23 protein-coding genes are annotated in these 25,201 nt (G+C 64.4%); 10 read left to right on the top strand and 13 right to left on the bottom strand.

Translation table 11 applies throughout. The features are described from left to right. From ACJRPG_RS16420 to ACJRPG_RS16410, 3 genes are read left to right on the top strand one after another with little or no spacing between them, the layout of a single operon-like run. Nucleotides 1–1,236 carry a Zn-dependent hydrolase gene (locus ACJRPG_RS16420; protein ID WP_408001169.1) on the top strand — a complete coding sequence of 412 codons (1,236 nt, stop codon included), beginning with the start codon at nt 1–3 and terminating at the stop codon, nt 1,234–1,236. A 2-nt stretch (nt 1,237–1,238) separates the two neighbouring features. Continuing rightward, the gene (locus ACJRPG_RS16415) at nt 1,239–2,084 is read left to right on the top strand and encodes a helix-turn-helix domain-containing protein (protein WP_408001168.1); all 846 of its coding nucleotides are present in this window, start codon (nt 1,239–1,241) and stop codon (nt 2,082–2,084) included. A 26-nt stretch (nt 2,085–2,110) separates the two neighbouring features. Then, nucleotides 2,111–3,151 carry a serine hydrolase domain-containing protein gene (locus ACJRPG_RS16410; RefSeq protein ID WP_408001167.1) on the top strand — a complete coding sequence of 347 codons (1,041 nt, stop codon included), beginning with the start codon at nt 2,111–2,113 and terminating at the stop codon, nt 3,149–3,151. Here the strand turns inward: ACJRPG_RS16410 and ACJRPG_RS16405 are convergent. After that, a complete protein-coding gene (locus tag ACJRPG_RS16405) occupies nt 3,110–4,030 on the bottom strand; it encodes a LysR substrate-binding domain-containing protein (RefSeq protein ID WP_408001166.1) in 921 nt (306 codons plus the stop codon). The genes ACJRPG_RS16410 and ACJRPG_RS16405 overlap by 42 nt on opposite strands. Nucleotides 4,031–4,116: 86 nt before the next feature. Between ACJRPG_RS16405 and ACJRPG_RS16400 the strand changes: the two genes are divergently transcribed. Together ACJRPG_RS16400 and ACJRPG_RS16395 are read left to right on the top strand one after the other, a co-directional pair. Further along, complete coding sequence (locus ACJRPG_RS16400) at nt 4,117–4,845, top strand: sulfite exporter TauE/SafE family protein (protein WP_408001165.1); 729 nt, start codon at nt 4,117–4,119, stop codon at nt 4,843–4,845. A gap of 76 nt (nt 4,846–4,921) precedes the next feature. Beyond that, the gene (locus ACJRPG_RS16395; protein ID WP_408001164.1) at nt 4,922–5,458 is read left to right on the top strand and encodes a GAF domain-containing protein; all 537 of its coding nucleotides are present in this window, start codon (nt 4,922–4,924) and stop codon (nt 5,456–5,458) included. On the opposite strand, the gene ACJRPG_RS16390 is transcribed toward ACJRPG_RS16395, so the two are convergent. Beyond that, the gene (locus tag ACJRPG_RS16390; protein ID WP_408001163.1) at nt 5,455–7,203 is read right to left on the bottom strand and encodes an allantoate amidohydrolase; all 1,749 of its coding nucleotides are present in this window, start codon (nt 7,201–7,203) and stop codon (nt 5,455–5,457) included. The genes ACJRPG_RS16395 and ACJRPG_RS16390 overlap by 4 nt on opposite strands. 142 nt (nt 7,204–7,345) lie before the next feature. Beyond that, on the bottom strand, nt 7,346–8,284 hold the full coding sequence (locus ACJRPG_RS16385) for a LysR substrate-binding domain-containing protein (protein WP_408001162.1): 939 nt from the start codon (nt 8,282–8,284) through the stop codon (nt 7,346–7,348). Between the two features lie 115 nt (nt 8,285–8,399). Here ACJRPG_RS16385 and ACJRPG_RS16380 point away from each other — a divergent pair, with 115 nt between their 5' ends. Genes ACJRPG_RS16380 through ACJRPG_RS16370 form a run of 3 tightly spaced genes read left to right on the top strand, consistent with a single transcriptional unit; the run spans nt 8,400 to nt 11,298 of the window. Beyond that, entirely contained in the window at nt 8,400–9,608 is a 1,209-nt protein-coding gene (locus ACJRPG_RS16380) for a urate hydroxylase PuuD (protein WP_408001161.1), read from the top strand. Next, nucleotides 9,608–10,837 (top strand): M20/M25/M40 family metallo-hydrolase, encoded by a 1,230-nt coding sequence (locus ACJRPG_RS16375; protein WP_408001160.1) that lies wholly within the window; start codon nt 9,608–9,610, stop codon nt 10,835–10,837. Before ACJRPG_RS16380 ends, ACJRPG_RS16375 begins: the two co-directional genes overlap by 1 nt. Before the next feature lie 17 nt (nt 10,838–10,854). Beyond that, nucleotides 10,855–11,298: a thioesterase family protein gene (locus ACJRPG_RS16370; RefSeq protein WP_408001159.1), complete on the top strand. Its 444-nt coding sequence runs from the start codon at nt 10,855–10,857 to the stop codon at nt 11,296–11,298. Here ACJRPG_RS16370 and ACJRPG_RS16365 read toward each other — a convergent pair whose 3' ends face one another. The 10 genes from ACJRPG_RS16365 to ACJRPG_RS16320 all read right to left on the bottom strand — a co-directional run bounded on the left by ACJRPG_RS16365 (nt 11,299) and on the right by ACJRPG_RS16320 (nt 23,330). Next, complete coding sequence (locus tag ACJRPG_RS16365) at nt 11,299–13,656, bottom strand: S9 family peptidase (protein ID WP_408001158.1); 2,358 nt, start codon at nt 13,654–13,656, stop codon at nt 11,299–11,301. 67 nt (nt 13,657–13,723) lie between these two features. Beyond that, nucleotides 13,724–15,247 (bottom strand): response regulator, encoded by a 1,524-nt coding sequence (locus tag ACJRPG_RS16360; protein WP_408001157.1) that lies wholly within the window; start codon nt 15,245–15,247, stop codon nt 13,724–13,726. 5 nt (nt 15,248–15,252) lie between these two features. After that, nucleotides 15,253–17,001 carry an ATP-binding protein gene (locus ACJRPG_RS16355; protein ID WP_408001156.1) on the bottom strand — a complete coding sequence of 583 codons (1,749 nt, stop codon included), beginning with the start codon at nt 16,999–17,001 and terminating at the stop codon, nt 15,253–15,255. Further along, nucleotides 16,998–18,032 carry an ATP-binding protein gene (locus tag ACJRPG_RS16350; RefSeq protein ID WP_408001155.1) on the bottom strand — a complete coding sequence of 345 codons (1,035 nt, stop codon included), beginning with the start codon at nt 18,030–18,032 and terminating at the stop codon, nt 16,998–17,000. The genes ACJRPG_RS16355 and ACJRPG_RS16350 overlap by 4 nt, the downstream gene beginning before the upstream one ends. Continuing rightward, on the bottom strand, nt 18,017–18,433 hold the full coding sequence (locus ACJRPG_RS16345) for an ATP-binding protein (RefSeq protein ID WP_408001154.1): 417 nt from the start codon (nt 18,431–18,433) through the stop codon (nt 18,017–18,019). The genes ACJRPG_RS16350 and ACJRPG_RS16345 overlap by 16 nt, the downstream gene beginning before the upstream one ends. Nucleotides 18,434–18,455: 22 nt before the next feature. Continuing rightward, nucleotides 18,456–18,809, bottom strand: coding sequence for an STAS domain-containing protein (locus tag ACJRPG_RS16340; protein WP_408001153.1), 354 nt, complete (start codon nt 18,807–18,809; stop codon nt 18,456–18,458). Between the two features lie 10 nt (nt 18,810–18,819). Further along, on the bottom strand, nt 18,820–19,677 hold the full coding sequence (locus ACJRPG_RS16335) for an STAS domain-containing protein (RefSeq protein ID WP_408001152.1): 858 nt from the start codon (nt 19,675–19,677) through the stop codon (nt 18,820–18,822). Between the two features lie 239 nt (nt 19,678–19,916). After that, nucleotides 19,917–21,137, bottom strand: a complete 1,221-nt coding sequence (locus ACJRPG_RS16330) for a DUF4861 domain-containing protein (RefSeq protein WP_408001151.1) — start codon at nt 21,135–21,137, stop codon at nt 19,917–19,919. Between the two features lie 8 nt (nt 21,138–21,145). Further along, nucleotides 21,146–22,531, bottom strand: coding sequence for a glycoside hydrolase family 88/105 protein (locus tag ACJRPG_RS16325; RefSeq protein ID WP_408001150.1), 1,386 nt, complete (start codon nt 22,529–22,531; stop codon nt 21,146–21,148). Between the two features lie 100 nt (nt 22,532–22,631). Further along, complete coding sequence (locus ACJRPG_RS16320) at nt 22,632–23,330, bottom strand: FadR/GntR family transcriptional regulator (protein ID WP_408001149.1); 699 nt, start codon at nt 23,328–23,330, stop codon at nt 22,632–22,634. Between the two features lie 133 nt (nt 23,331–23,463). Between ACJRPG_RS16320 and purE the strand changes: the two genes are divergently transcribed. Both purE and ACJRPG_RS16310 read left to right on the top strand, forming a co-directional pair. Continuing rightward, nucleotides 23,464–23,964, top strand: coding sequence for a 5-(carboxyamino)imidazole ribonucleotide mutase (gene purE, locus ACJRPG_RS16315; RefSeq protein ID WP_408001148.1), 501 nt, complete (start codon nt 23,464–23,466; stop codon nt 23,962–23,964). Nucleotides 23,965–23,972: 8 nt separating this feature from the next. Then, on the top strand, nt 23,973–25,124 hold the full coding sequence (locus ACJRPG_RS16310) for a 5-(carboxyamino)imidazole ribonucleotide synthase (protein ID WP_408001147.1): 1,152 nt from the start codon (nt 23,973–23,975) through the stop codon (nt 25,122–25,124). The last annotated feature ends 77 nt before the right edge of the window (nt 25,125–25,201 follow it).

Raw genomic sequence — 25,201 nt, 5'->3', positions numbered from 1 at the left:
ATGAGTGATATGCGTATCAACGGCAAGCGCCTGTGGGACTCGCTGATGGAGCTCGCGCAGATCGGCGCGACGGAGAAGGGCGGCGTGAAGCGGCTCGCATTGACGGACCTGGACAAGCAGGGCCGCGACCTGGTGGTCGGCTGGGGCAAGGCCGCGGGCATGAGCGTGACCATCGACCAGATCGGCAACGTATTCATGCGCCGCGACGGCACGGACAATTCGCTGCCGCCGATGATGACCGGCAGCCATATCGACACCCAGCCCACCGGCGGCAAGTTCGACGGCAACTACGGCGTGCTGGCCGGCCTGGAAGTCGTGCGTACGCTGAACGACAGGGGCATTAAAACGAAAGCACCGATCGAGGTCGCGTTCTGGACCAATGAAGAGGGTTCCCGCTTCGTGCCGGTGATGATGGGCTCCGGCGTATTCTGCGGCGCCTTCACGCTGGAACATGCGTATGCGGCGAAGGATACGGAAGGCAGGAGCGTGGGCGAGGAACTGGAACGCATCGGCTACAAGGGAGACCAGGTGCCGGGGCAGCACCCTATCGGCGCCTATTTCGAAACGCATATCGAACAGGGCCCGGTGCTGGAGGACGCGGACAAGGTGATCGGGGTAGTTCCCGCCGTGATGGGCCTGTCGTGGTATGACTGCACGGTGAGCGGGATGGAGGCGCACGCCGGTCCCACGCCGATGCACCTGCGGAAGGACGCAATGCAGGTGGCGGCGAAGATCATTCCCGAAGTGGTGGCCATCGCCAACCGCTACCCGCCGTACGGGCGTGGCACGGTGGGCATGATGCAGGTGTTCCCGAACAGCCGCAATGTGATTCCGGGACAGGTAAAGTTCAGCATCGACCTGCGTAATGTGAGCGATGAGCTGTTGAACAGGATGCACGAGGAAATGCTGGCCTTTATCGACAAGACCGCGTCGGAATCCGGCCTCGATATCAAGATCGAACGCGTTTCCTACTACCCGCCGTGCCCCTTCCATCCGGACGTGGTGGGCGCGGTGCGCAGCGCGACGGAAAAACTGGGCTACTCGACGATGGACGTGGTCTCCGGTGCGGGCCATGACGCCATCTATGCGGCCCGCCTGGCGCCTTCCGGCATGATCTTCGTGCCCTGCAAGGACGGCATCAGCCACAACGAAATCGAAGATGCCAAGCCCGAGCACCTGGAGGCAGGCTGCAACGTGCTGCTGCACGCGATGCTGGAGCGGGCGGGCACTGCCTGACGATGACGGTCCACTTCCGTCCTGGCGAGTTCTATGGCGTGCTGCAGGACTGCAAGCAGGGCGGGGTATTCGATATCAGCGTGCTGAATGCAACGGCGCCGGAGCGCGATGTGCACCTGCATATGCATACCGATGCCCACTTCGTGCTGGTGCTGTCGGGCACCTATCTCTCTACCGCACGCGGCGCACCGGAATTCGCGCGGGCTCCGGCGCTTGTCTACAACCCTCCGGGGACCGTGCACCGCGACCGTTTCCTCGGCGGGCAAGGACGTTTCATGGCGATCTCCATCGATCCGGCGCGGCTGGACGGCGCCGATGCGCTGCGCGGCATTCCGGCCAGTTCCAGCTACCTGCAACGGCAACCCTGCATGCGGACGGCGTTCTCGCTGGCGCGCGAGATGCAGGGCGCGCCCGATGCCACGCTGCTGGAATCGGGCGTATGGGACCTGTTGGCCGAAACGGACGTGTCGCCGCGAAAAAACATGCGCCAGCCGCCATCATGGATGTATCACGCCTATGAAGCGGTAATGGACAGCGCCTCCGATGCCGGCCTGTCGATTGGTGAAGTGGCGGAAAGCGCAGGCGTGCATCCGGTTCACCTGGCGCGCGTGTTCCGCGATGCGCTGGGCTGTACGCCCGGCGAACTGCTGCGCTGGCGCCGCATCGACCATGCCTGCAGGCTGCTGCGGCAGCCAGGCCTCAGCGTGGCGGAGATTGCGGCCGACGCGGGCTTTGTCGACCAGAGCCACCTCACGCATGCCTTCCGCCAGCGCTTCGGCCTGCCGCCGGGGGCCTGGCGGCGCAAAATGTTTGAAGGATACAAGAAACCGCCTCCAATGCCGGGGTAGACTCCCCGGCAAAGGAGGAGTCATTCATGTTTCGATATGCAATCGCTGCAAGCCTTGCCGCTGCCGCGGCCCCCATCCATGCCGCCAGCCTCGATGCCGTCACCAGCGAGGTAAAAGCCGGGAACTTCAAGCAGATCACCAGTGTGGTGGTGGCCCAGCACGGGAAAATCCTGTACGAGCAGTACTTCGACGCGGAAGGCGCGGAAAGCCTGCGCAATACGCGCTCCGTGACCAAGACGGTAGCGGGGATGCTGGTTGGCGCCGCAGTGGACCGCAAGCTGCTTCGCGCCGATACGCCGGTGCTGCCCTTCTTCAAGGACCGCCAGCCGCTGGCGGCGCCCGATCCGCGCAAGGGCAAGATTGTGGTCGAAGACCTGTTGACGATGAGCTCCATGATGGAATGCGACGACGATAACCAGTACTCGCGCGGGAACGAGGAGCGCATGTACCTGGTCGAAGACTGGAGCCGCTTTTACCTCGACCTGCCGATCAAGGGTTTTGCCGACTGGGTGCCGAAGCCGGAGAAGCAGCCCTATGGCCGCGCATGGAGCTACTGTACGGCGGGTGTCACGCTGCTGGGTCCCATCCTGGAGAAAGCCACCAGGCGCGCCGTGCCCGCATTCGCGGACGAGGTGCTGTTCAAGCCCCTCGGCATCACGACAGTGAAATGGCAGTTCCAGCCCCTCGGCCCCGCGATGACCGGCGGCGGCATCGGCTTGCGCAGCAGGGATCTGCTGAAGCTCGGACAGCTCTACCTGAACGGTGGCAAATGGGAAGGCAAGCAGATCATCTCGGCGGACTGGGTCAAGCGTTCCATCGCGCCGCATGCCAATGCGCGGGACGACATCGACTACGGCTACCTGTGGTGGCTGCAGCCCTTCAAGGTGGGCGAGCGCAAGGTGCCGAGCTTCGGCATGTCCGGCATGGGCGGCAACAAGGTGTATGTGCTGCCGGAGCAGGATGCGGTGGTGGTCATCACCACCACCAACTTCCAGATGCGCGGCGCCCACCCCAACAGCGATAAGCTACTGACCACCCTCGTGCTGCCGGTGCTCCTGGGCGAGTAAGCGCACCAGCTCCTTCGCATAGCCGGGCAGGTCGTCGTAGCTGTTCATGCAAATGAGCAGGCGGCGGCTTGCCCAGCGGTCGCTGAGACGGATGATTTTCAGCGTGCCCGCATCGCGCGAGCGCAGCACCGCCGATTCCGGCAGTACCGCAATGCCGGTACCGCTGGCGGCGATGCGGCACACCGCATCGAAACTGCGCACGTGCACGCGGTAGCGCAGGCGGCGTCCCAGCCGGTTGGCCTGTTCGGCAATATACGTCTGCAAGGCGCTGTCGCCGGCCAGGCCGACGAAATCGTGTTCGAGCATGGAGGCGAAGGGCACGCTGCTGTTGCGGCGCAGCCCTTTTGCGGCGAGATGTGCAGGCGCCAGCGCCACCACCAGCCGGTCTTCGCGGAAGGGCAGGGTTTCGAGGCCGCTGGTGTCGATGGCGTCGGACGCGATGCCGATATCGGCCAGCTTGTCACGCATGCCCTGCACCACATTGACGCTGGTGCGTTCATCCAGGCCGATGCTGACTTGCGGATGCGCTGCCATGAAGACGGCCAAAGGATCCGGCAGGAATTCGGTCAGCGCCGAGGTATTGCAAAGCAAGCGAATATGGCCTTTCAGGCCGCTCGCGAATTCGCCCAGGTCGGCGCGCATGCGTTCCATCTGCAGTGTGATGATGCGGGCGTGGTGAAGCAGGGTGCGGCCGGCATCGGTAGGTTCGACGCCGCGGCGCGTGCGCAGCAGCAGCGGCACACCAAGCGTGTCTTCCATGCCGCGAATGCGTGCGCTGGCCGACGCCAGTGCCAGGTGTGCGTGTTCCGCGCCGGCCGTGATGCTGCCGCTTTCGGCAATACGCAGGAAGAGTTTGAGGTCGGTGAGGTCGAATCGCATCGCTGGCTCCAGCCTTCGGATTTGGCGAAGGCTGGAGCAGTATATTCCACATTTTCGGTGCACGCCGGCGTCTGCATACTGCGTGCATGGACACTACCACCTTCCCAATTCTTGCCATCTTCCTCGCTGCCGGGCTGGTAAAAGGCGTCACCGGCATGGGACTCCCTACACTGGCCATGGCGCTTCTGAGCCTGCACATGCCGCCGCTGCAGGCCGCGGGGTTGCTCGTTGTGCCTTCGCTTTTGACGAACCTGTGGCAGCTACTGGCAGGGGCGCCGGTGTATGCACTATGGCTGCGGTTCGCGCCGATGATGGCCGGTATCTGCGCCGGCACGCTGGTGGGAAGCGCCTTCGCGCTGCCGGGCGAAAGCGGGAGTATCGTGCTTGGACTGGCGCTGCTTGCCTATGCGGCGATCGGGCTGGCCCGCGTGCGCTGGCGGGTGGCGCCGGACGCGGAAGACTGGCTTTCGCCGCTGATGGGCATTTTTACTGGCTTGCTGACGGCAGCAACGGGAGTGTTCGTGCTGCCTGCCGTGCCATACCTGCAAGCGCTCGATTTAGAGCGCGATGAGCTGGTGCAGGCGATGGGACTGTCGTTCATGGTATCCACCATGGCGCTGGCGGTTGCGCTGGCGGCGCGCGGCGCCTGGGGAATCGAGGTAGCGGGACTTTCCTTTGCAGCCCAGATTCCTGCATTGGCAGGGATGTTGTTTGGCCAGCGCCTGCGCAAACGGATGCAGCCGGAACTGTTCCGCCGATGCTTCCTCGCCGTGCTGCTGCTGGTGGGAGTGCATCTCGTGATCAGCAGCTTCTAGCAACACCCGGCGTTCCGGCGTTGATGGCCGAATGGCATATTGCTATGATAGGCGGCATTACCTTTGGGGAGCCGCCGTGGATATCGCTGAGGTACAAATCACCTCGCAGCTCGCGCTACGCCGCGGGCGCGCCGCCGGGTTCAATATCGACAGCTATGCCGTCAATGCAATTGCACGAGCGGTCAGCCGTTCTCCTGGCGCCCTGTTCGACGAAGTGACCCAGCTCGCCCTTGAGTTGTGTGCAGCGGGCAGCACTGGTGTTAGCCTGATCGATTCCAGCGATGAAGAAGCGGGTTTTTCATGGACCGCGCTGGCGGGCCAGCTTGGCGGCCGTGTCGGCGGCCGCACACCACGCCACGACAGTGCTTGCGGCGTTACCTTCGATAGCCGCACGCCTCAGCTCTTCCGGCAGCCGGCGCGGTATTTCCAGTGGATGGCGCTGTTTGGCGTTCCGGTTGAGGAACTGCTTGTTGTGCCCTTGCTGGCGAACGGGCGCACGCCATATGGAAACCTGTGGGCGGTGCACCATGAGCCGGGGAGGCACTTCGACAGCGAAGACCTGCGCATCCTGACTTCGCTGGCAAGCCACGCCTCGGCGGCGCGGCAGATTTAGGCGAAGTTGCGCAGGAAGCCGAGCAGCACCTCGCCGGCAAGGTCCGCGTCGTCCGCCGTCATCGTTTCCAGGGGATTGTGGCTGATGCCGCCATTGCCGCAGCGCGTAAACAGCATGGCCACATCCGTGATCGCGGCCATGGCCATGGCATCGTGGCCTGCGCCGGACAGCAGGTCGAAGCGCTGCAGGCCGGTGGCTTCGATGGCATCGCCCAAGCGCTGCATCAGGGCAGGCGAGCAGGGAGCTGCCTTCGCTTCAACGATTTTATCGAGCTTGAATTCAATCTGGCGGCGGGCGCAGATCGCCGCGATACCGTCGAGAACATCCTTCACTGCATCCTGGCGCGCGGCGTCGTCGGCGGCGCGAATGTCGAGCGAGAGCTTGCAGGCGCCCGGCACCACATTGACTGAACCGCCGGGAACCGATAGCTGCCCGACCGTGCCGACCAGCGAGGGCGCCTGGGCGCAGCGTTGCTCCACCAGCAGCACGATTTCAGCCGCGGCGGCTGCGGCATCCTTCCGCATCGTCATCGGCGTGGTACCTGCGTGGCTCGCGAGGCCGGCCAGCTCGACCAGGTAGCGCGAGCTGCCTGCAATGGCAGTCACGACGCCGAGAGGCAGGCCGCGTTCCAGTAATACCGGGCCCTGTTCGATATGGACTTCCACGAAGGCCAGGACATCTTCACGTTTGCGCGCGATGGAAGGAATGGCTGCGGGATCGTGGCCGGCGGCGGTGAGCGCGTCGCGCATGCTGACGCCATCCGCATCGGTGGCATCCAGCAGCGACAGGTCGAAACGGCCCGTAACGGCGTTGGAGCCAAGGAAGGTGCTGCGGAAGCGGACGCCTTCTTCTTCGGCGAAGCCGATGACCTCCAGATGGAAAGGCAGCGTTTCGCCGCGCTGGTGCAGGTGCTGCACGATGGCGACCGGCAGCAGGATGCCGAGGCGGCCATCGTACTTGCCGCCATTGCGCACCGTATCGTAGTGCGAGCCGGTGATGAGCGTCTTCGCGCCCGGCACGGGAGATGCATAGCGCCCGGTGACATTGCCCACAGCGTCGATCTGCACCGTCATACCTGCCTCACGCATCCATTCGGCGAGCTGCGCCGCCGTTTTGCGGTGGGCATCGGTCATGTAGGCGCAGGTAAGGCCCTCGTCGTCGTCGCTCCACTGCGCCAGCGTTTCCGACCATTGCATGACCTGCGGGCCGAAGCGGAGCTGCACGTCCAGCAGCACGTTCAGGCGCATCTCGGCGATACGGTGGATCTGGCGCAGGCATTCCGCCATTTCATCGGCGCGCTGGTTCCTGAGGCGGCGCGTGAAGGTCTCGATGATGGCCTGGCGCGTGAGCCCGTTGCCGGTAGGGCCTTTGACCGCGAGGATGAAGGGGAAGCCGAACTTCGCGTTGTAATCCGCGTTCAGCTTCTGCAGCGTGGCGAATTCCTGCGGGCTGCACAGGTTAAGGCCCGATTTCGCCTGTTCGCTGGTCGATTCGGCGGTCAGCTCGCCCGCAATGGCGGCCTTGCCTGCGAGTTCAGGGTGGGCGCGTATCAGGCCCAGTCGTTCGTCCTGCGTTGCTTCGGTGACGGCCTTCTGCAAGGCCTGCTTCAAGGCGGTCAGCGTCGCAAACGGCCGCTGCGCCGCCGCGCGCTCCGGAATCCATGGCGAATGCTCGTAAATGCCGTGCAGCGCCTGCACGAACTCCGGCGTATCGAGCGCATTCAGCGTAGAAAGAGAAATCGTCATCGCATCCACCCCATCATGAAGCCTCGATCATATAGCTGTTCGCATATACACAGCTCACCACAATCATATATCCCATATCGCCGCCCATTGATGACTGACACCATGGGGTCAGACCCCAGGGTGTCAGGGTGCTGGGGAAAGACTATTTCTGGGCCAGGGCCTTGGCGGCGGCGCTGACCTGGTCGCGCAGCCATTTGTGTTCGGGCGCCTGGTGGACGCGCTCGTGCCATAGCTGGTAGAAGCGCATCGGCGGGAATTTTACCGGCACCGTGAAGGTCTTCAGGGGCAGCGATTTTTCGTAGAAGCGCACGAACTGGCGGCCTGTCGTCAGCACCAGGTCCGTCTGCGTCAGCATATAAGGGATCAGGCCGAAGTAGGCCGATTCCACTACCACGTTGCGGCGCAGGTTCTGACGTTCCAGGAAGGCGTCGATCACCCCGCCGTAACCGGGTAGCATCTGCGATGGCGCCACATGCGGCAGGCTCAGATAGTCCTGCAGCGTCATGGCGTCGCTCGCAGTGCGCTTCGCATACGGACTGCCGGCGTGCATGGCGCAGATGATCGGGTCTTCGAACAGCTTGGAAATGTGCAGGTGCTGCGGCGGCTCGTCCCAGTTGGCAATCACGAGGTCCATGTCGCCGTCGGACAGCATGCGTATGTAGTCCACCCCCGGCCCGATGCTGTGAATGACCACGCGGCTTTTCGGCGAGCCGCGTCGCAGCATCGACACCACATTCGGCAGGAACTGGCTGTCCAGGTAGTCCGGCGCGGCAATGTGGAAGGTGCGCGCTTCCTCCTGCGGCACGAAGGGCGTTTTCTTGACGAAGAGGTTTTCGGTTTCGTCGAGAATGCGCTTGGCGGGCTTCAGCAGGCTCTCGCCGTGCTGCGTGGGCACCATGCCGCGCGCACCGCGCACCAGAAGCGGATCGCCCGTAAGTTCCCGCAGCTTGCGCAGCGATGCCGAGATGGAGGGCTGCGGCTGGTTCAGCTTGAGCGCCACGCGCGAGACGTTCTTCTCCACCAGCAGCAGGTAGAGAATGCGGATCAGGTGGATGTCGAGATGTTGCGGAAGGCTGGACATGGCGCGCGTGGCTATATTGGTACGAATATGTCCAATATACGCGATTTTTCATGTGACAGAAACCGAAACCGTTTATCTTCTGTAAATTACCATCCGTCTGACCTCAAGGATTTTCATGGATTTTCTGCTCCCGTATGGCCTGGAATGGGCCAATCTGCTGGTGCGCTGGCTGCATATCATCACCGGCATCGCCTGGATCGGCGCTTCCTTCTATTTCGTGTGGCTGGATAATTCCATCCGTCCGCCGGCGCCGGGCTCGGAGCTGGCAAAGAAGGGCGTGTCCGGGGAACTGTGGGCGGTCCATGGCGGCGGCTTTTACAATCCGCAGAAGTACCTGGTGGCGCCGGCGGAACTGCCGAAGGAGCTGCACTGGTTTAAATGGGAGGCCTATTCCACCTGGATTTCCGGCTTCGCGCTGCTGACCATCGCCTACTATTTCAACGCGCAGGCCATGATGGTCGATAAGTCGGTGGCTGACCTTAGCAGCCTGCAGGCAGTCGGCATCGGCCTCGGTTCGCTGGTGGTGGGCTGGGTGGTGTATGACGCATTGTGCCGCTCCCCGCTGGGCAAGAAAGACCTGTGGTTCGGCGTAACGATTTTCGCGCTGCTGGTCGGCGCGGCGTATGTGCTGACGCACCTGCTCAGCGGCCGCGCGGCCTACATTCATATCGGCGCCATGATCGGCACCATCATGGTGGCCAATGTCGCCATGCTGATCATCCCCGGCCAGCGCAAGATGGTGAGCGCAATGCAGGCCGGCGGCCTGCCGGATCCGGTGCACGGCATCAAGGCCAAGCAGCGCAGCGTCCACAATAACTACTTCACGCTGCCGGTGCTGTTCATCATGATCAGCAATCACTATGCGATGACCTACCAGAACCGACACGCCTGGCTGGTGCTGGCCTTCATCATGGCGGCGGGCGTCTTCATTCGCCACTTCTTCAACCTGCGCCACAAGGATCGCGTGGAATGGCGCTATCCGGCAATCGGCGTGGCGCTGCTGCTGGCGGTGGCGGTGATGATTGCGCCATCGCGTCCGGCAGCGGTGGCTGCGGCAGCCGATCCTGCCGCCGAATTCGCAAAGGTGAAAGCCATCATGGACCAGCGCTGCATCCAGTGCCATTCCGCCCATCCCACGCAGCCCGGCTTCGCCACGGCGCCTGCCGGCATCATGCTCGATACGCCGGAACAGGTCCGCCAGCGTGCGGCGCAGGTCCACAAGCAGGTAGTGGAGCTGAAGGCCATGCCGATCGGGAATCTCACCAATATGACGGATGCCGAGCGCGCGCAGGTCGCCGCCTGGTTCGCAGCAGGAGCAAAGTAATGGGCAGCCGTGAACAGATCATCCAATGGGTCGATGCGCACTTCGATGAAGAAGTGGCCTTCCTGCAGCAGGTGCTGCGCGTGCCGACCGACACACCGCCCGGCAACAACGCCCCGCACGCGGACACTGTTGCAGAGCTGGTGAAGGCTTACGGCTGGCAGGCCGAGAAGCATGCCGTGCCGGAGCAGCTGGTGCGCGACTACGGTATGGAAACCATCACCAACCTGATCGTGCGCCGCCCCTATGCGGCAGGCGGACCGACCGTGGCGCTGAACGCGCACGGCGACGTGGTGCCCCCCGGTGACGGCTGGAGCAAGCCGCCCTACGGCGGCGTGATCGAGGACGGCTATATCTATGGCCGCGCGGCCGCAGTGTCGAAAAGCGACTTCGCCACCTATATCTTCGCCACGCGCGCTCTGGAAGCGCTGGGCGTGCCGCTCAAGGGCGGCATCGAGCTGCACTTCACCTACGACGAGGAGTTTGGCGGACTGCTGGGCCCCGGCTGGCTGCTGGAGCAGAAGCTCACCAAACCCGACCTGGTGATGGCGGCGGGCTTCAGCTACAACATCGTCACCGCGCACAACGCCTGCCTGCAGCTGGAGATCACGGTGCATGGCAAGTCCGGCCACGGCGCCATGCCCGAAACGGGCCACGATGCGCTGCAGGCCGCAACGAAGATCCTCAACGCTATCTACGGCGAGCTGCCGGAACTGAAGAAGATCAAATCGAAAGTGCCGGGCATCGATTCGCCGACCGTGCTGGTGGGCCGCATCGACGGCGGCACCAATACCAATGTGGTGCCAGGCAAGGTAGTGATGAAGATGGACCGCCGCATGATTCCGGAAGAAGACCCGGTGGCGGTGGAAGCGCAGGTGCGCGCGCTGATCGAAGGGGCCGTGCGCGGCGAACCGGGCATCCGCATCGAGATCCGGCGCTTGCTGCTGTCCCATGCGCTGCGCCCGCTGCCCGGTTCCGAAAAGCTGGTGGACAGCCTGCGCGCGAATGCGAAGGCGGTGCTGGGCGAGGAGATCACGGCCCAGGGAACGCCGCTGTATGCCGATGCGCGCCTCTACGGCGAACATGGTATTCCTGCGGTACTATATGGAGCGGGCCCGCGCAGTGTGCCCGAATCCAATGCCAAAAAGGCGGACGAGAAGCTGTCGCTGGAGGACCTGCGCAAAGCTACCAAAGTGGTTGCGCTCACCTTGCTGGACCTGCTCGCCGCCTGATCTCTACAGGAGCGCACATGTTTGAACGCAGGATGGTGGCGGGGTGGGGCGATATGGACTTCAACAGCCATATGGCCAATACGTCTTTTCTCGACAAGGCCAGCGATATCCGCATGCTGTTCCTCAGCGAGCATGGCTATCCCATGGGCGAGTTCAAGCGCCTGAATATCGGCCCTGTCGTGATGAAGGACGATATCGCCTACTTCAAGGAAGTGACCCTGCTGGAGAATATTACGGTGACGCTGGCCGTGGCCGGCCTGTCGCAGGATGGTTCGCGCTGGATGCTGCGCAGCGATATCTACCGCAGCGACGGCAAGCTGGCCGCACGCATCAACAGCACCGGCGGCTGGCTCGACCTCACGGCGCGCAAGCTGGTGACGCCGCCGCCTTCGCTGCTGGCAGCCTGGCAGTCGCTGTATCAAACCGACGACTTCCAGGAGCTGCCGAGCAGCGTGCGCTGATTACTTCAGCGTGCGTTCGAACAGCTGGTAGATGCGGCGGTACTGGTCGTACCAGCTTTCCGGCTGCGTGTAGGCATGGCGCTCCAGCGGATAGCTGGCCAGTTCCCAGTGATCCTTCTTGAGCTCGATCAGGCGCTGGGCCATGCGCACGGAATCCTGGTAGAACACGTTGTCGTCCACCATGCCGTGCGCGATCAGCAGGTGGCCTTTCAGCTGGTCCGCATATTCGATCGGTGAGGACTTCTTGTAGGCTTCCGGGTCGAGGTCAGGCGTGTTCAGGATATTGGCCGTGTAGCCGTGGTTGTAGGTGGTCCAGTCGGTCACGGGACGCAGCGCGGCGCCGGCTTTGAACAGCTCAGGCTCGCGCATCAGTGCCATGAAGGTCATGAAGCCGCCGTAGCTGCCGCCATAGATGCCGACCTTGCCGAGATCGCCCTGGTGATTCGCGGCCAGCCATTTCGCACCATCGACATAGTCTTCCAGTTCCGGATGGCCCATCTGGCGGTAGATGGCCGTGCGCCAGTCGCGGCCATAGCCCAGCGACGCGCGGTAGTCCAGGTCCAGCACGATGTAGCCTTTTTCCACCAGCAGGTTGTGGAACATCTGCTCGCGGAAGTAGTTCGGATAGCGCTTGCTCACGTTCTGCAGGTAGCCTGCGCCGTGCACGAACAGCACGACCGGGTACTTCTTGCCCGCTTCCAGCTGCGCCGGGCGATACAGCTTGCCCTGCACCGGCTGGCCCGCGCCATGCGTGGACGGGATGCTCACAAACTGCGGCTGGATCCATTCACGTGCCTTGAATTCGGCCGTGCGGGTATCGGTCAGGCGCTGCGCGGCGCCGCCGTTGGCCGGCACCACGGCCAGCTGCGCCGGCATATAGGAGGCGCTGTAGCGCACTGCCAGCTTGCGCAGGTCGGGCGAAGGCACAAAGTCTTCCACACCGCCGCCCAGCTGCGTCACTTCGCGCACTGCGCCATCCTTTGCGTTCACCGCACACACCTCGTAGTCGCCCGGCGTTTTGCGGTTGCACATCAGCCAGGCCAGCGAGCCGTCCGCGTTCCAGCGCACATTGCTGGCTTCCCAGTTGCCGCTGGTGAGAGCGCGCTGCCTGCCATCGCTGCCGATGGTGTAGAGGTGGGAGTAGCCGCTTTCTTCAGACAGGAGCCACAGCGTCTGCTGGTCCGGCAGCCAGCCGAATTCGTTGAAGCGGGAATTGATCCAGGCCTTGTCGCCCAGGCGGTGCAGGGGCTGCAGGCCGGCCTTGTCGAAGTCCACGACCGCAATCCAGCGGTCCTTGTTGTCGACGGCGCGCAGCATGACGGCCAGGCGCGTGCCGGTGGCATTCCATACCAGGCCGTTGCCGTTGTCGTCTTCCAGGCGCAGTGCGCGGCTGCCTTTCAGCGGCTCCAGCTTCTGTGCGGCGCGCATGGCGGCCAGAGGATCTTCCTTCACGCCGGGCAGGGCGTCCAGCGAGATATCGCGCACGGCATTGCTGCGCAGCTCGATCAGTTTCAGGGTCTGCGCCAGCGGCAGGTTGCGGCCCACGCGGGTGCGCTGGTCGTCGAATTCTTCGTAGCCGGATTCGGTGACATAGCGCGGCAGCTTGCCGACGCGGCCGTTGTCGCTGCTCTTCGGCGATACGGCCACCAGCAGCCAACGCCCATCCGGGGACAGCGCGCTGGCGTCGATCACGACCTTGTCGCCGAGGTAGACGGCGGCCGGCGCGCGGGTCGGGTCGGCGCGGCGCTGGGCCTCGTTGTTGGCGCGGACCGCGTCGCGGTCGTCCTTCTGGCGCTTGAGCGTGGCGATCAGGCGCAGCTGCAGGGTGCGCAGGTAGTCTTCGTCCGGTGCGGCAGCGGGATCCTTCATCGCGCGCGGCATGGCCACCGGCGCCACCAGCCGGTCCGCACGGTTCCAGCTGAACCAGTCATGGCCGATACGGAACTGCACGGCGGCGCCGTCGGCCGAATACTGCGGGTCGGCCGCCGGCACGGTGTTGCGGCTGATCTGGGTCAGCACGCCGGTTTTCAGGTCGCGTTCGAACAGGTCGCCATTGCGCAGGATGACGGCGCGGCTGCGCTCACGGTTGAAGGTGATGAATTCCGTATCCAGGGCCGCCAATTCGGTATCGCCTACCTGGCGCACCCTGGGCATGGCGGCGAAGGTGTCGCGCAGGGGGGAAGCGGCGCGCTTCTGCTTGAAGAAGACCTGTTTGCTGTCCCAGCTCCACCAGCTGGTTTCCACGGGATTGCCGATCCAGTCCGGATGGGCCATGGCCTGGTCGAGCGTGACCGGCGTCTGGGCGAAGGCAGGCGCGCCGATGGCGGCGGCCGCGAAGATAAGGGCGAATTTGCGCATTGGCTCGAAGAATGAACAAAGGAGCGCAGATTCTAGCTCATCGGCGGGCCGCGGCCTACGCCGCCGTTCAGGGCCGGGTGACGAAGCGGTGCACGGTCTCGTTCAGGGTGTCGAGGCTGACCGGCTTGGTGAGATGGTGGTTGAAGCCCGCCGCCATCGCATTCTCACGGTCCTTGTGCTGGCCATAGCCGGTGAGCGCCACCAGCGCCACGTCGCGCAGGGCAGGCATTTCGCGCATGCGCGCGGCAACTTCGCCGCCGCTCATGTCGGGCAGGCCGATGTCCAGGAAAACCAGGTCGGGCCGTACCTGCAGGGCCGCAGCGATGGCGCTGGCGCCGTCATGCGCCAGGTGCACGGCGTGACCGGAGTGCTCCAGCAGGGCGCCCACGATTTCGGCGGCATCGATGCTGTCATCCACCACCAGGATGCGATAAGGCTCGGTGCCGGGCGCAGTTTCCGGTTTTGCCGGCGAGGGAGCAAGCGCGCAGCTTTCCGTGGCCGGCAGCCTTACCTCGAAGGTGCTGCCCATGCCGATGCCGCCGCTGTGCGCGGTGACGGAGCCGCCATGCAGCTGCACCAGCGTGCGCACCAGTGACAGGCCGATGCCCAGGCCGTCCTGCACCCGGTCCGGTGCATGGCCGGCCTGCGAGAACAGGTCGAAAATGGAGGACACGTGTTCGGGATCGATGCCGATGCCGTTGTCCTGTACCCGGATCAGGGCTTCACCTCCACTGCAGGTGGCGGACAGGGTGACGCGTCCGCCGGGCGGCGTGAACTTGGCGGCATTGTTCAGCAGGTTGCCGATCACCTGCGCCAGGCGCACGCTGTCGCCGTCCAGCCATACTTCGCTTTCCGGCAGCTGCACGTCCAGCTGATGGTGGCGGCTGACGATATTGGGCTGCGAGGTCTCCACGGCCGTGCGCAGGACGGTGGACAGCTCTACCGGCGCGCGGCGCAGCGTGATCTTGCCCTGCGAAATACGCGACACGTCCAGCAGGTCGTCCACCAGGCGCACCATATGGTCGGTCTGGCGCAGGATCATCTGGCGCGCATTTTCCTGCGAGGGCGAGGGCGAGGGATCCAGCTTGCGCAGCAGTTCCACCGCATTGCGGATCGGCCCCAGCGGGTTGCGCAGCTCGTGCGCAAGGATGGCGAGGAATTCGTCCTTGCGGCGGTCCATGTCGCGCAGCTCGCGTTCCACCCGGCCCAGGCGCAGCAGGGCGCGCACATTGGCCACCAGCTCTTCCGGCTCGATCGGTTCGAACAGGTAGTTGTCGGCCCCGCTGTCCAGCGCGCGGATCTTGTCGGGCTTGCCGATATACGAGGCCGAAGTCTGCAGCACCAGCACCATTGCCGTAATCGGGTTCTGCTTCAGCTGGCGGCAGACATCGAAACCGTTCACGTCCGGCAGCTTGGTGTCGAGCAGCACCAGGTCCGGCTTCTCCCGGCTCGTCCTCTCCAGCGCTTCGCTGCCGCTGCTGGCCTCGATCACCCGGAAGCCGGCATGCTGCAGCACGCGCGTCTTGGCATAGCGGGCCGCATCGGAGTCGTCCACGTTGAGGATCAGTTCTTCGGGATGTGCCGTCATCATGCTCTCTATTCTATATGGCACAGCGCATTCAGCTGCGCGAGAAGATCTTCGCGCAGCACCGGTTTCGTGAAATAGGCATCCGCGCCGAGCGAGAAGGCCTTCTGGCGGTCCGCCACTTCACTTGCGATGATGACCGGCACCTGTTTGCGGCGCTCGTCGTTCTTGACGTCGGCCAGCCAGCGCCAGCTGTCTTCGCCATTCAGGTACAGGTCCAGTATAACGGCGGCGGGCCGTTCGGCGGCCCACGCCTGGTTCGCTTCCCAGATGCTGCGCGCGGCCACCAGGCGGTAGGGCGTGTTGCGCATGAAGCTGCGGTACAGCAGCATGGTGGAGCGGTCGTCTTCCACCACCAGTACCGGAATGCCGCTGGCATCGGCGTCCGCCAGCGAATCGGCGAAGGGCATCGGCTCCGGCGTGATGGCATGCACCAGCGGAATCAGGGCGCTGAAGGTGGAACCCTCGCCCGGCGTGCTGCGCAGGCTCACGCTGCCTCCCAGCAGTTCCGCCAGCCGGCGGCACAGCGGCAGGCCGAGGCCCGTACCCTTGACGCGGTGCTGCAGGCGGTTCTCGACCTGGCCGAACTCCTCGAAGATAATCTGCTGGTGTTCCGGCGCGATGCCGATGCCGGTATCTTCCACATCGAAACGCACGCAGTCGCCATCCATGGCGGCGCTCACGCGCACATGGCCCTTCTCGGTGAACTTGAGCGCATTCGAGATGAAGTTGCGCAGGATCTGCGACAGCTTGGCTTCATCCGTCATCATCGTCACCGGCGTGTCCGGTTCCTTGAACAGCAGCTCCACGGAAGAACTGATCAGCAAGGGGCGCAGCATGCCGCGCAGCGCGCTGAACATCTCGTGCACTTCGAAGGCGGCCGGCCGCACGTCGATCTTGCCCGCTTCGATCTTGGCCAGGTCCAGCAGGTCGTCCACCAGTTCCGTCAGCGATTCCGCGCCTTTCAGGATGAAGCGCACCTGCTTGTCCTGCTCCGGCGACAGCTCGCCGTCCACACGGTCCAGCAGCAGCTTGGTGAGGGCGCGGATGGAACTGAGCGGCGTGCGGAACTCATGGCTCATGTTCGACAGGAAGCGCGTCTTCATCTCATCCGCGCGGCGCAGGTGGTCAGCCTTTTCGTCCAGCTCCGCGTACAGGGCCACCACGCCGCGGTTGGTGTCCTCCAGCTCGCGCGTCAGTTGCACCAGCTCATCCTGGCGCGCTTTCAGTTCGGCCAGTGTGGCCAGCAGCTCCTTGTTCTGCTGCTGCATCTCGGACAGGGTCACGTCGGACGGCAGCGAGGTCAGTTGCGCGCCCATGGCGCCGATGGCACGGGCCGTGAGCAGCTCGGCATTGGACGGCAGCAGTTTCTTGAGCACGATGGTGGTGCCGGCGCCCGGCGCGGTGCGGATATCGCACTGGTCCATCAGGCGCCGGGCGCCCAGGATGCCCAGGCCCATGCCCGTGCTGGACTGGTAGCGGCCGGACAGCACCAGGTCCAGGTTGACGATGCCCGGGCCGCGGTCCTCGATGGTGATCACCAGCAGCTGCGGCGTGGTTTCGCCTTCCACGGCGAAATCGACGCGGCCTTCCCGTGCATAGTTATAGACGTTGCGCGCCAGCTCGGAGACGGCGGTGGCGATGCGCGCCTGGTCCTGGCTGTTGAAGCCGCACAGGGCCGCGATATGGCGCGCGCGCTGGCGCGAGGCCACCACATCGAGTTCGGCACGCACGTTCATGCTGAGGATGCGCAGGCTCATTGCGACCATCCTTCCCGGTCGCGCACCACCAGCACGCTCACATCGTCGCGGTGGCGGCAGCAGTCGCGGTAGAGCACGGCCGCGACCAGGGCCGGATGGTGGAATTCGAGGCCGGGATAGTCCTTCAGGTCCCAGCGCGAAGCCAGTCCGTCCGAATGCAGCAGCAGCATGGTGTCGCTGCTCCAGGCGGCGTCGAATTCCTGCACCTTGCGCATATTGCTGCCGACGATGCCGTTATGCGATACCAGCTGGCGGCGCTCGCCGCCGCCGGAGATATAGGTGGCGATATTGCCGATGCCCGCGAAGCTCAGTTTTTCCAGCAGCATGTCGATGCGCGCCACCGCCACGGCGGCGCCGCGGGTGGCGCGCAGCGCCATATGGCTGTCCTGCAGCAGGGTGGCGGCGGGCAGGGAGGGCTGCTGCATGGTGATGGAGGCCGCCAGTTCCGACGCTTGCGCCGCAAGCGGGCCATGTCCCAGCCCGTCGGCCACCAGCACCGTCGCTTCGGTGGCGCCGATGGCCAGCGCCCAGCTGTCGCCGCTCACGGATTCACCCGCCATCGGCAGGCAAACCACGCCGTAGTGAATCGATTGCGCGGGCAGTTCGGCATGGCGCGGCCAGAGCTGGGCCCAGATGGCAGCCCCCTTGCCCGGTGCGCTGTAGATGTCGAAGCCGCGCGACAGGCGGCGCATCGCGCCAAGGCCAACGCCGTAACTGCCTGCGGTGGTGGTGCCGTCCTGCATACTGCTGACAAGATTGCTGAAACCCGGCCCCTGGTCCAGCGCAATCATCTCCACTCCTTGTGCCGTGCCGCAGCGCAGGGGGCGCAGCAGCACCACGCCGTGGCCGGCGTGCTTGAGAATATTGGTGGCAGCTTCGGTGACAACGATGGCCAGTTCGCCGGCCGTGGTTTCATCGAAGCCCGCATGAGCCGCGAGGTTCGACGCCACACGCCGCACCGATGCAATCTGGCTGCTCTCGGCCACAGGGTGGCAGGTCTGGCGCATTTCCGCGCCTAGTATGGTTTCCATTTATTGATCTTTACTGTGGTGCCCTGTCCGGGCGCCGACTCGATATCGAATTCATCGGCCAGGCGTTTGGCGCCCGAGAGGCCCAGGCCCATGCCGCCGCCGGTGGTATAGCCGTCCGTCAGCGCCTGGGCGATGTCGGGAATGCCCGGACCATGATCGATGAAGGTCAGCCCGATGCCGCGCCGCAGGCCATTCTGCAGCTTGAGCAGGTGCGCTTCGCCGCCGCCGCCGTAGCGCAGGGTGTTGCGCGCCAGCTCACTGGCCGCCGTAATCATCTTGGTCTGCTCGATCAGGCTGAAACCGGAGGCGATCATCTGCTCGCGCACGGACTGGCGCAGGCGCACCACGTCTTCGTCCGAACGCAAGGGAAGGATCTGCGCGTCCACGTCGTTCTGGTTCAAGAGTGCCGCCTTTCCCCGCGCATCATTCGATGCGCTGCAGCAGCTTGACGCCCTGCTCAACGTTCAGCGCAGTGCGTACGCCGTGCAGGGTCAGGCCCAGCTCCACCAGGGTGATGGCGACGGCAGGCTGCATGCCGACCAGCACCGTGGTCGCATCCAGGATGCGCGCCATGGCGGCGGTATTGCTGATCATGCGGCCGATGAAGGAGTCCACGATGTCGAGGGCGGAAATATCGATCAGCACACCGGTGGCGCGCTCCTTGACGATGCGGGCGGTCAGGTCATCCTGCAGCGTCATCGCCAGCCGGTCGTGCATATCGACCTGGATGGTGACGAGCAGCAGGTTGCCCATCTTGAGAATGGGGATGCGTTCCATGGAGGCCCTTTCAGGCGCTGTGCGCGACGGTGGCGCCCACGCGCTTCAGCGCTACCAGGAAGGCATCGGCCAGCGTGGCCTTGGTGATCACGTCTTCCAGGTTCACCCCGAGGTGGACGATGGTTTGCGCGATCTGCGGGCGGATGCCGGAAATGATGCAGTCCGCGCCCATCAGGCGCGCCGCGGCCACGGTCTTCAGCAGGTGCTGGGCCACCAGGGTATCGACGGTGGGCACGCCGGTGATATCGATAATGGCGATGGAGGCGCCGGTATCGATGATCTTCTGCAGCAGGCTTTCCATCACCACCTGGGTACGCGCGCTGTCCAGCGTGCCGATCAGCGGCAGCGCCAGCACGTCCTTCCACAGCTGCACCACCGGCGTGGACAGTTCCATCAGTTCCTGCTGCTGGCGCAGGATGACCTGTTCGCGGCTCTTCTGGTATTCCTCGATGGTATGCAGGCCGAGGCGGTCGAACAGCATGCCGGTTTCGGTGATTTCGGTAGCCAGGGCGGCGGCATCGTCGGCCATTGCCGCGCGCAACTGCGCGAACAGGGGCTCCTTGAGGGCGAAGATAAACAGCGCCGTCTCCGTCGGCGAATAGCCCTGGCGCACGCGGGCGGCGGAAATCTCGCCCAGCAGCTGGCGCACTTCGGTCCAGTTGCTGTTGTCGATGTCGTAGCTGGAACCCTTGTCGAGGGCCTTGATCAGGAGGGGGATGAAACGGGAGGCCTGCTGGCGCAACTCGGCTTCCGCGTTCTTGTCGCGGCGTACCAGGCGCGACAGCATGGTGCTGAGCCATCCTTCCAGCAGCGCTTCCTGGTTTTCAGTGAGGATTTTGGCCAGGTGGCCGGTCGTTGCCAGACTCATGCACATGCTCCGAGGAAAAAATAAAATAGGTCGGAAGAGTGTATCAGCGGCGTGCTATTTCCCGTGCACGATTGGAAATATTTGTTGCGTGGAAAGCTACCTTCGGACTTTTAACCGAAAGTAGCTGGGGGCTGCGTAGAACTTGTAGCGCAGGCCGGCCGGGTATTCATTGCCAGTGCAGGGACATCGGCAGGCCGGTGTCCCGCGCTGCGGGGCCGGGTTTTATCGCCAGGGTGGGCTCAGGGAATTGGCCTGGTGCTCACGCGGACCGGGGAGCGGTAGCGCTCGGCCATGGCACGTACATAGCCTTGCCACTGCTCGCGGCTGGTGATTTCGCCGGCGCGGTCCCAGGCGCCGCCCGCGTAGTAGCGCACGGCCTTGCCGGAAGCCGCCTGCGCAACGATCAGGTGGTTGAGCGCGTCCTCCGCATAGCCCGTTGCACCGGGCAGCACCACGGCCACGCCGAACTGGCCCTTGGACTTCTGCTTCACCCACTGCATGAGCAGGCCATTGGCCTGGTCGCGGTCCACATCGATGGTGGGCTCCTGGCCCTTGTCGGTCGGGGTCTTGTTCAGGCCCGCCGCGAAGGGCAGCGAGGGTTTGCCCTCGAAGGTGAGGGTGCTGTCGATCTGGTCCAGGTAGTGGCCTGCGTCCACGGTGAAGCGCTTCACTTCGCTGACCTGGGTGCCTGCCGCATCGAAGCCCTTGTAGCGCAATTCGAAGATGGCGCGCACCGGGCCGTTGGCCAGCACTTTCCAGGTCGAGTAGTTCACGGCCGTGTACAGGGTTTGGCCGTCCCACACGCCGGTGCCGCCGGCGCCGCGCGACTTGCCCACGTTGTACATGTCCATGCCTTCACCCTCGTCGTGGTGATAGTGGTCATGACCCTTGTTGTACCAGCGGTCCACGATGGGGTAGGGCACGCGTTTGAACCAGAGATCGAGGCCGCTGGTGACGAGCACCTCCTTGCCGCTGCCCGGTTCCGCCGGCGCAGCCAGCGCGGGGCCGTAGGTGCGGTGCGCCAGCTTGTCGTTCTCCCAGGCGAAATCGTCCAGGCGTTCCTGCACGTAGCGGGCGAAAGCCTTCACGGGGAACACGGGCGTGAGCTCATCGATCTTTTCGACCGTGAAGGTGGCTTCCTGCTCACCCGCGGCGAAGTCGTGCTGGAAAATCAGCTCGCCATAGGCGATGCCTTCGTTCTTTGGATCCTTGGCCAGCGGTTTCACATTTGTTACCTGCGAAGGCAGCACGCGGCCCTTCGCATCCTTCACGGCGATATGCTGGATCAGGGCGCCGGGCAGGGCGCGGTTCACTTCCGACCACGGCACGGTAATCGTTTCGGACGGACGCGGCGCCTTCAGGTCGTGCTTGACGGTGATGGACAGCGCTGCGGCCAGCGCTTCCGGCGCCAGGACGGCGAGGGCGGGCAGCAGCGCTGCTGCGGCAAGGCGTAGTTTCATGGCGGGCCTCAGTGATGTTCGCGGTAATCGGTTTTGCCGGAATCTTTCGGCATGTAGTGATAGGTGCGCACTTTGTATTCGATGGCGATGTGCTTGTTGTTGATCAGGCGGATCATCTCGGCGCCTGCCAGCAGCATCGGGCCGTAGCCGTGCAGCGCGTGGACGCTGGTGGGACGGTTGTAGTAGTAGACCTGGTCGCCCGCCAGCGTGGTGCCTACGCAGGTGCCTTCCACCTGGCCTTTGGCGTTGATCTTCGTGGACAGGCCCGCCCATCCCGCCTGCGCGATGGAGCCGTAGGTAGTCGGCGACACCCAGCCTTCGTTCACCGCGTGCGCGATCACATAGGTGAACATGGCGCTGGCCGAGGTTTCGAGGTAGGAGTCGTTACGGTCGATCATCTGGTGCCACAGGCCGGTGCCGGACTGGCGCTCGGCAATGCCCTTGATGGCGGCGCGCAGCTGGTTCAGCACCAGCGGGTAGCCGGGATGGTTCTTCGGCAGCACGTCCAGCAGGTCGGACATGGCCAGCACCGCCCAGCCGTTCGCGCGCGCCCAGTAGAAGCGCGGCGCATCCGGCGCATTCTGGTGCCAGCCGTGGGCGTAGATGCCTTCCTTTTCATTGAACAGGTAGCGCGACATGTTCAGCACATTGTTCACGGCGTCGTCGTAGCGGCCCATTTCGGCCAGCGCCGGAATGCTCATATACATATCGTCGCCCCACAGCGATACGGCTTGCGGGCGCTTGCGCGCCATGGTGCCGTCGGCCAGGCGGAACTGCTTGTTGGCCACCCAGTCGGAGCAGGTGGCGATCATGGCGCCCAGGTCAGGTCCGATTTTCGCATTGCGGGCGCGCATCAGGGCGGCGCACATCGAGCCTGCGTCATCCAGCGCGCGCGGGTCGAGGAAGCGCGAAAAACTGTTTGCGCGCTCCAGGTGGAACTGCTGTTCCTGCGCCTTGAAGTAGGGCAGGGTATCGCCGTAGAACTGCAGGTGGCGCTGGGTCATCGCAGTGAAGCGCTTGTCGCCGGTGATGGCTGCAGCGCGGATCAGGCCCGAATGCACCACGCCCATCTCATAGACCATGATGCCGAAATCGCCCTTGGCAGGTTCGAAAATGGCTTCCGCGACCGGCTTTTTGAAGTCGGTGATGGCGGCGCCGGTTTTCTTGTTGATGACGCGGGTCGGCGTCACCTCCTCCATATAGCCGCGCACCCGGTTCAGCTGCTCCGTGATCTCGGCGGTGGTCGGCATCTGGTAAGGAACCGGATACGTGCCCTCGGATACGTCGGTGGCGGACTTGTTATCGCGGTTGCGGAATGGGCCTTCGGCATGCGCGGCGCCCAGCAGCAGGCAGAAGGCGCCAACGCCGGCGATGGCGCGGGTCAGTGTTTTCACATTGTCTCCGTGGTAGTGTAAATATGCGAATGTGGTCAGGCCATTCTAAATTGGTCTGGCCAGATTCGCAAGGTGGACTAACCACCGGAGCGGGGAGGGCTTAGCCGCGCGAGAACACGCGGGTCACGCGCTCCAGGTGGGCGCGCATGGCCGCCCGGGCGGCGGCGGGATTATGGGAAGCAATGGCTTCCAGGATATTGCGATGGTCGAGCAGGGTCTGCTTGCGCAGTTCTTCCGTCTGGAAGTGCTCCTTCAGCTTGTGCCACAGGCTGCCGCGCTGGTTCCACAGGCATTCGATCACGCCCACCAGCGCCGCATTGGCGGTGGCGCGGGCAATCGCCATATGGAAGTTGCGGTCGGCCTGCTCGTTGCTGGCGCGGTCTTCGTGGTGCTTTTCCATCTCCAGCACGGCGCGCAGGATGGCGTCCACCGCGGAATCGGTGGCCACCTTGGCCGCAATGGCGGCCACCTCACATTCGATCAGCTTGCGGGCGGCCAGCACCTCGAAGGGGCCGGGGCCGGCTTCCGGCATGTCCGATTCCGGCGTGGCCTGCTCGCTCACGTACACGCCGGAGCCGCCGCGCACCTCCACAATGCCGCCCAGCTCCAGGGCGATCAGGGCTTCGCGCAGGGAAGCGCGGCTCACATTCAGGGTCGCAGCCAGTTCTCGCTCGGCGGGCAGGCGGGTGCCGGCCTTGATATTGTCATCCTTGATCAGCTTCTGGATGCGGTCTGCCACCACTCGGTACAGGCGCGGTTCGGCGGTTTGTGCGTCTTGCGGCCCGGAGGTTTTCTTCATCGACTGGCTGGCTCTGGAAAATGTTAAGGAAAAAGCAGTTTCGGGGATTCTAGTGCGCCCTATGCCTTCTTGCAAGGCGCTCAGCATGCTAAAATCAAGGGCTTAACCAAGTGCGCCACGGAGGGCGCGTCACATGACAAAGACCAATCACCCGGTAGTAGGCGTCGTCATGGGGTCGGATTCCGACTGGCCCACGATGCAGGCAGCAGCTGCCATTCTGAAGGATTTCGGCGTCGCGTATGAAGCACGCGTCGTCTCGGCCCACCGCACCCCGGACCTGATGTTCGAATACGCCGAACAGGCGGCCGAACGCGGTTTGCAGGCGATTATCGCAGGCGCGGGCGGCGCCGCCCACCTGCCAGGCATGCTGGCCGCCAAAACCGCCGTGCCCGTGCTGGGTGTGCCGGTGCAGTCCAAGGCCCTGTCGGGCAAGGATTCGCTGCTCTCCATCGTGCAGATGCCGAAGGGGATTCCCGTCGCAACCTTCGCCATCGGCGAAGCCGGCGCCGCGAATGCCGCGCTGTTCGCCGTCGCCATGCTGGCCACGCACGACAAGGAACTGGCCGCGAAGCTGGCCGCCTTCCGCCAGGCGCAGACCGATAAAGTCCTGGCGATGAACCTGCCACAAGCCTGAGAACGTCCATGAGCAAACACACCACCCAGCGTCCTGCCATTCTCGGGATGCTTGGCGGCGGCCAGCTGGGCCGCTATTTCGTCACCGCCGCCCATGAACTGGGCTACCAGGTCTGGGTGCTGGACCCGGATGCGCACAGCATCGCCGGCCAGATCGCCGAGCGCCACCTGCATGCTGCCTATGATGACCGGGCGGCGCTGGATGAAATGGCGCGTGAATGCTCCGTGATCACCACCGAATTCGAGAACGTTCCGGCCGAGACGCTGGACTACCTGGCGAAGTCGGTGCCGGTGCGCCCGGCTGCTGCTGCCGTGTCGGTGTGCCAGAACCGCCTGTCGGAGAAGGGCTTCCTGCGCGATAACGGCCTGCCGCATGGGCCTTACGCTGCCGTGCACTCCGAAGCCGATATCGCCGCAGCCGGCGCCGACCTGTTCCCCGGCATCCTGAAAGTGGTGCGCTTCGGCTATGACGGCAAGGGCCAGGCCGTGGTGGAAGACCGCGAGGCCGCAGTGGCTGCCTTCCGCAACTTCAAGGGCGAAACCTGCATCCTGGAGAAGAAGCTGACGCTGGACTACGAAATCTCCGTGGTGCTGGCGCGCGATGAAGAGGGCAATACGCGCTGCTTCCCCGTCTCCGAGAATATTCACCGCCGCGGCATCCTCGATATTTCGATCGCCCCGGCGCGCGCCGCGCAGTGCATCCGCGACAGCGCCATGGAGTATGCCGAGCATATCGCCGCGAAGCTGGGCTATATCGGCACGCTGGGTGTGGAGTTTTTCGTCTCGCACGGCCAGCTGGTCGTTAACGAAATGGCGCCGCGCCCGCATAACAGCGGCCACTACACGCTGGATGCCTGCGTGACCAGCCAGTTCGAACAGCAGGCGCGCGCCGTCTGCGGCCTGCCGCTGGCGGAGCCGCGCGCGCATTCGGCCTCGGTGATGGTGAATATCCTCGGCGATATCTGGTTCGACGGCGATACGTACCGCGAGCCGGACTGGAACCTGCTGCACCAGTACCCCAACCTCAAGCTCCACCTCTACGGCAAGCACGAAGCCCGCAAAGGCCGCAAGATGGGCCACTTCACCGTGATCGGCGAAGACCCGGCCAAGGTGCTGGAAGCCGCCATGGCCGCCCGCGCCGCCATCGGCATCGCCGACTAAGCCTTCCCCCGCGCAGCCGCTGTTCAGGCGGCTGCAGCTTCGGTAATATCCGAAGCATCGGGTTAACCGCTTTTTAC

The organism is Pseudoduganella rhizocola (assembly GCF_045984285.3).
Taxonomy (GTDB): Bacteria; Pseudomonadota; Gammaproteobacteria; order Burkholderiales; family Burkholderiaceae_D; genus Rugamonas.
The sequence above is the reverse complement of the archived record's forward strand: the minus strand, read 5'-3'. Positions and strand labels throughout refer to the sequence as shown.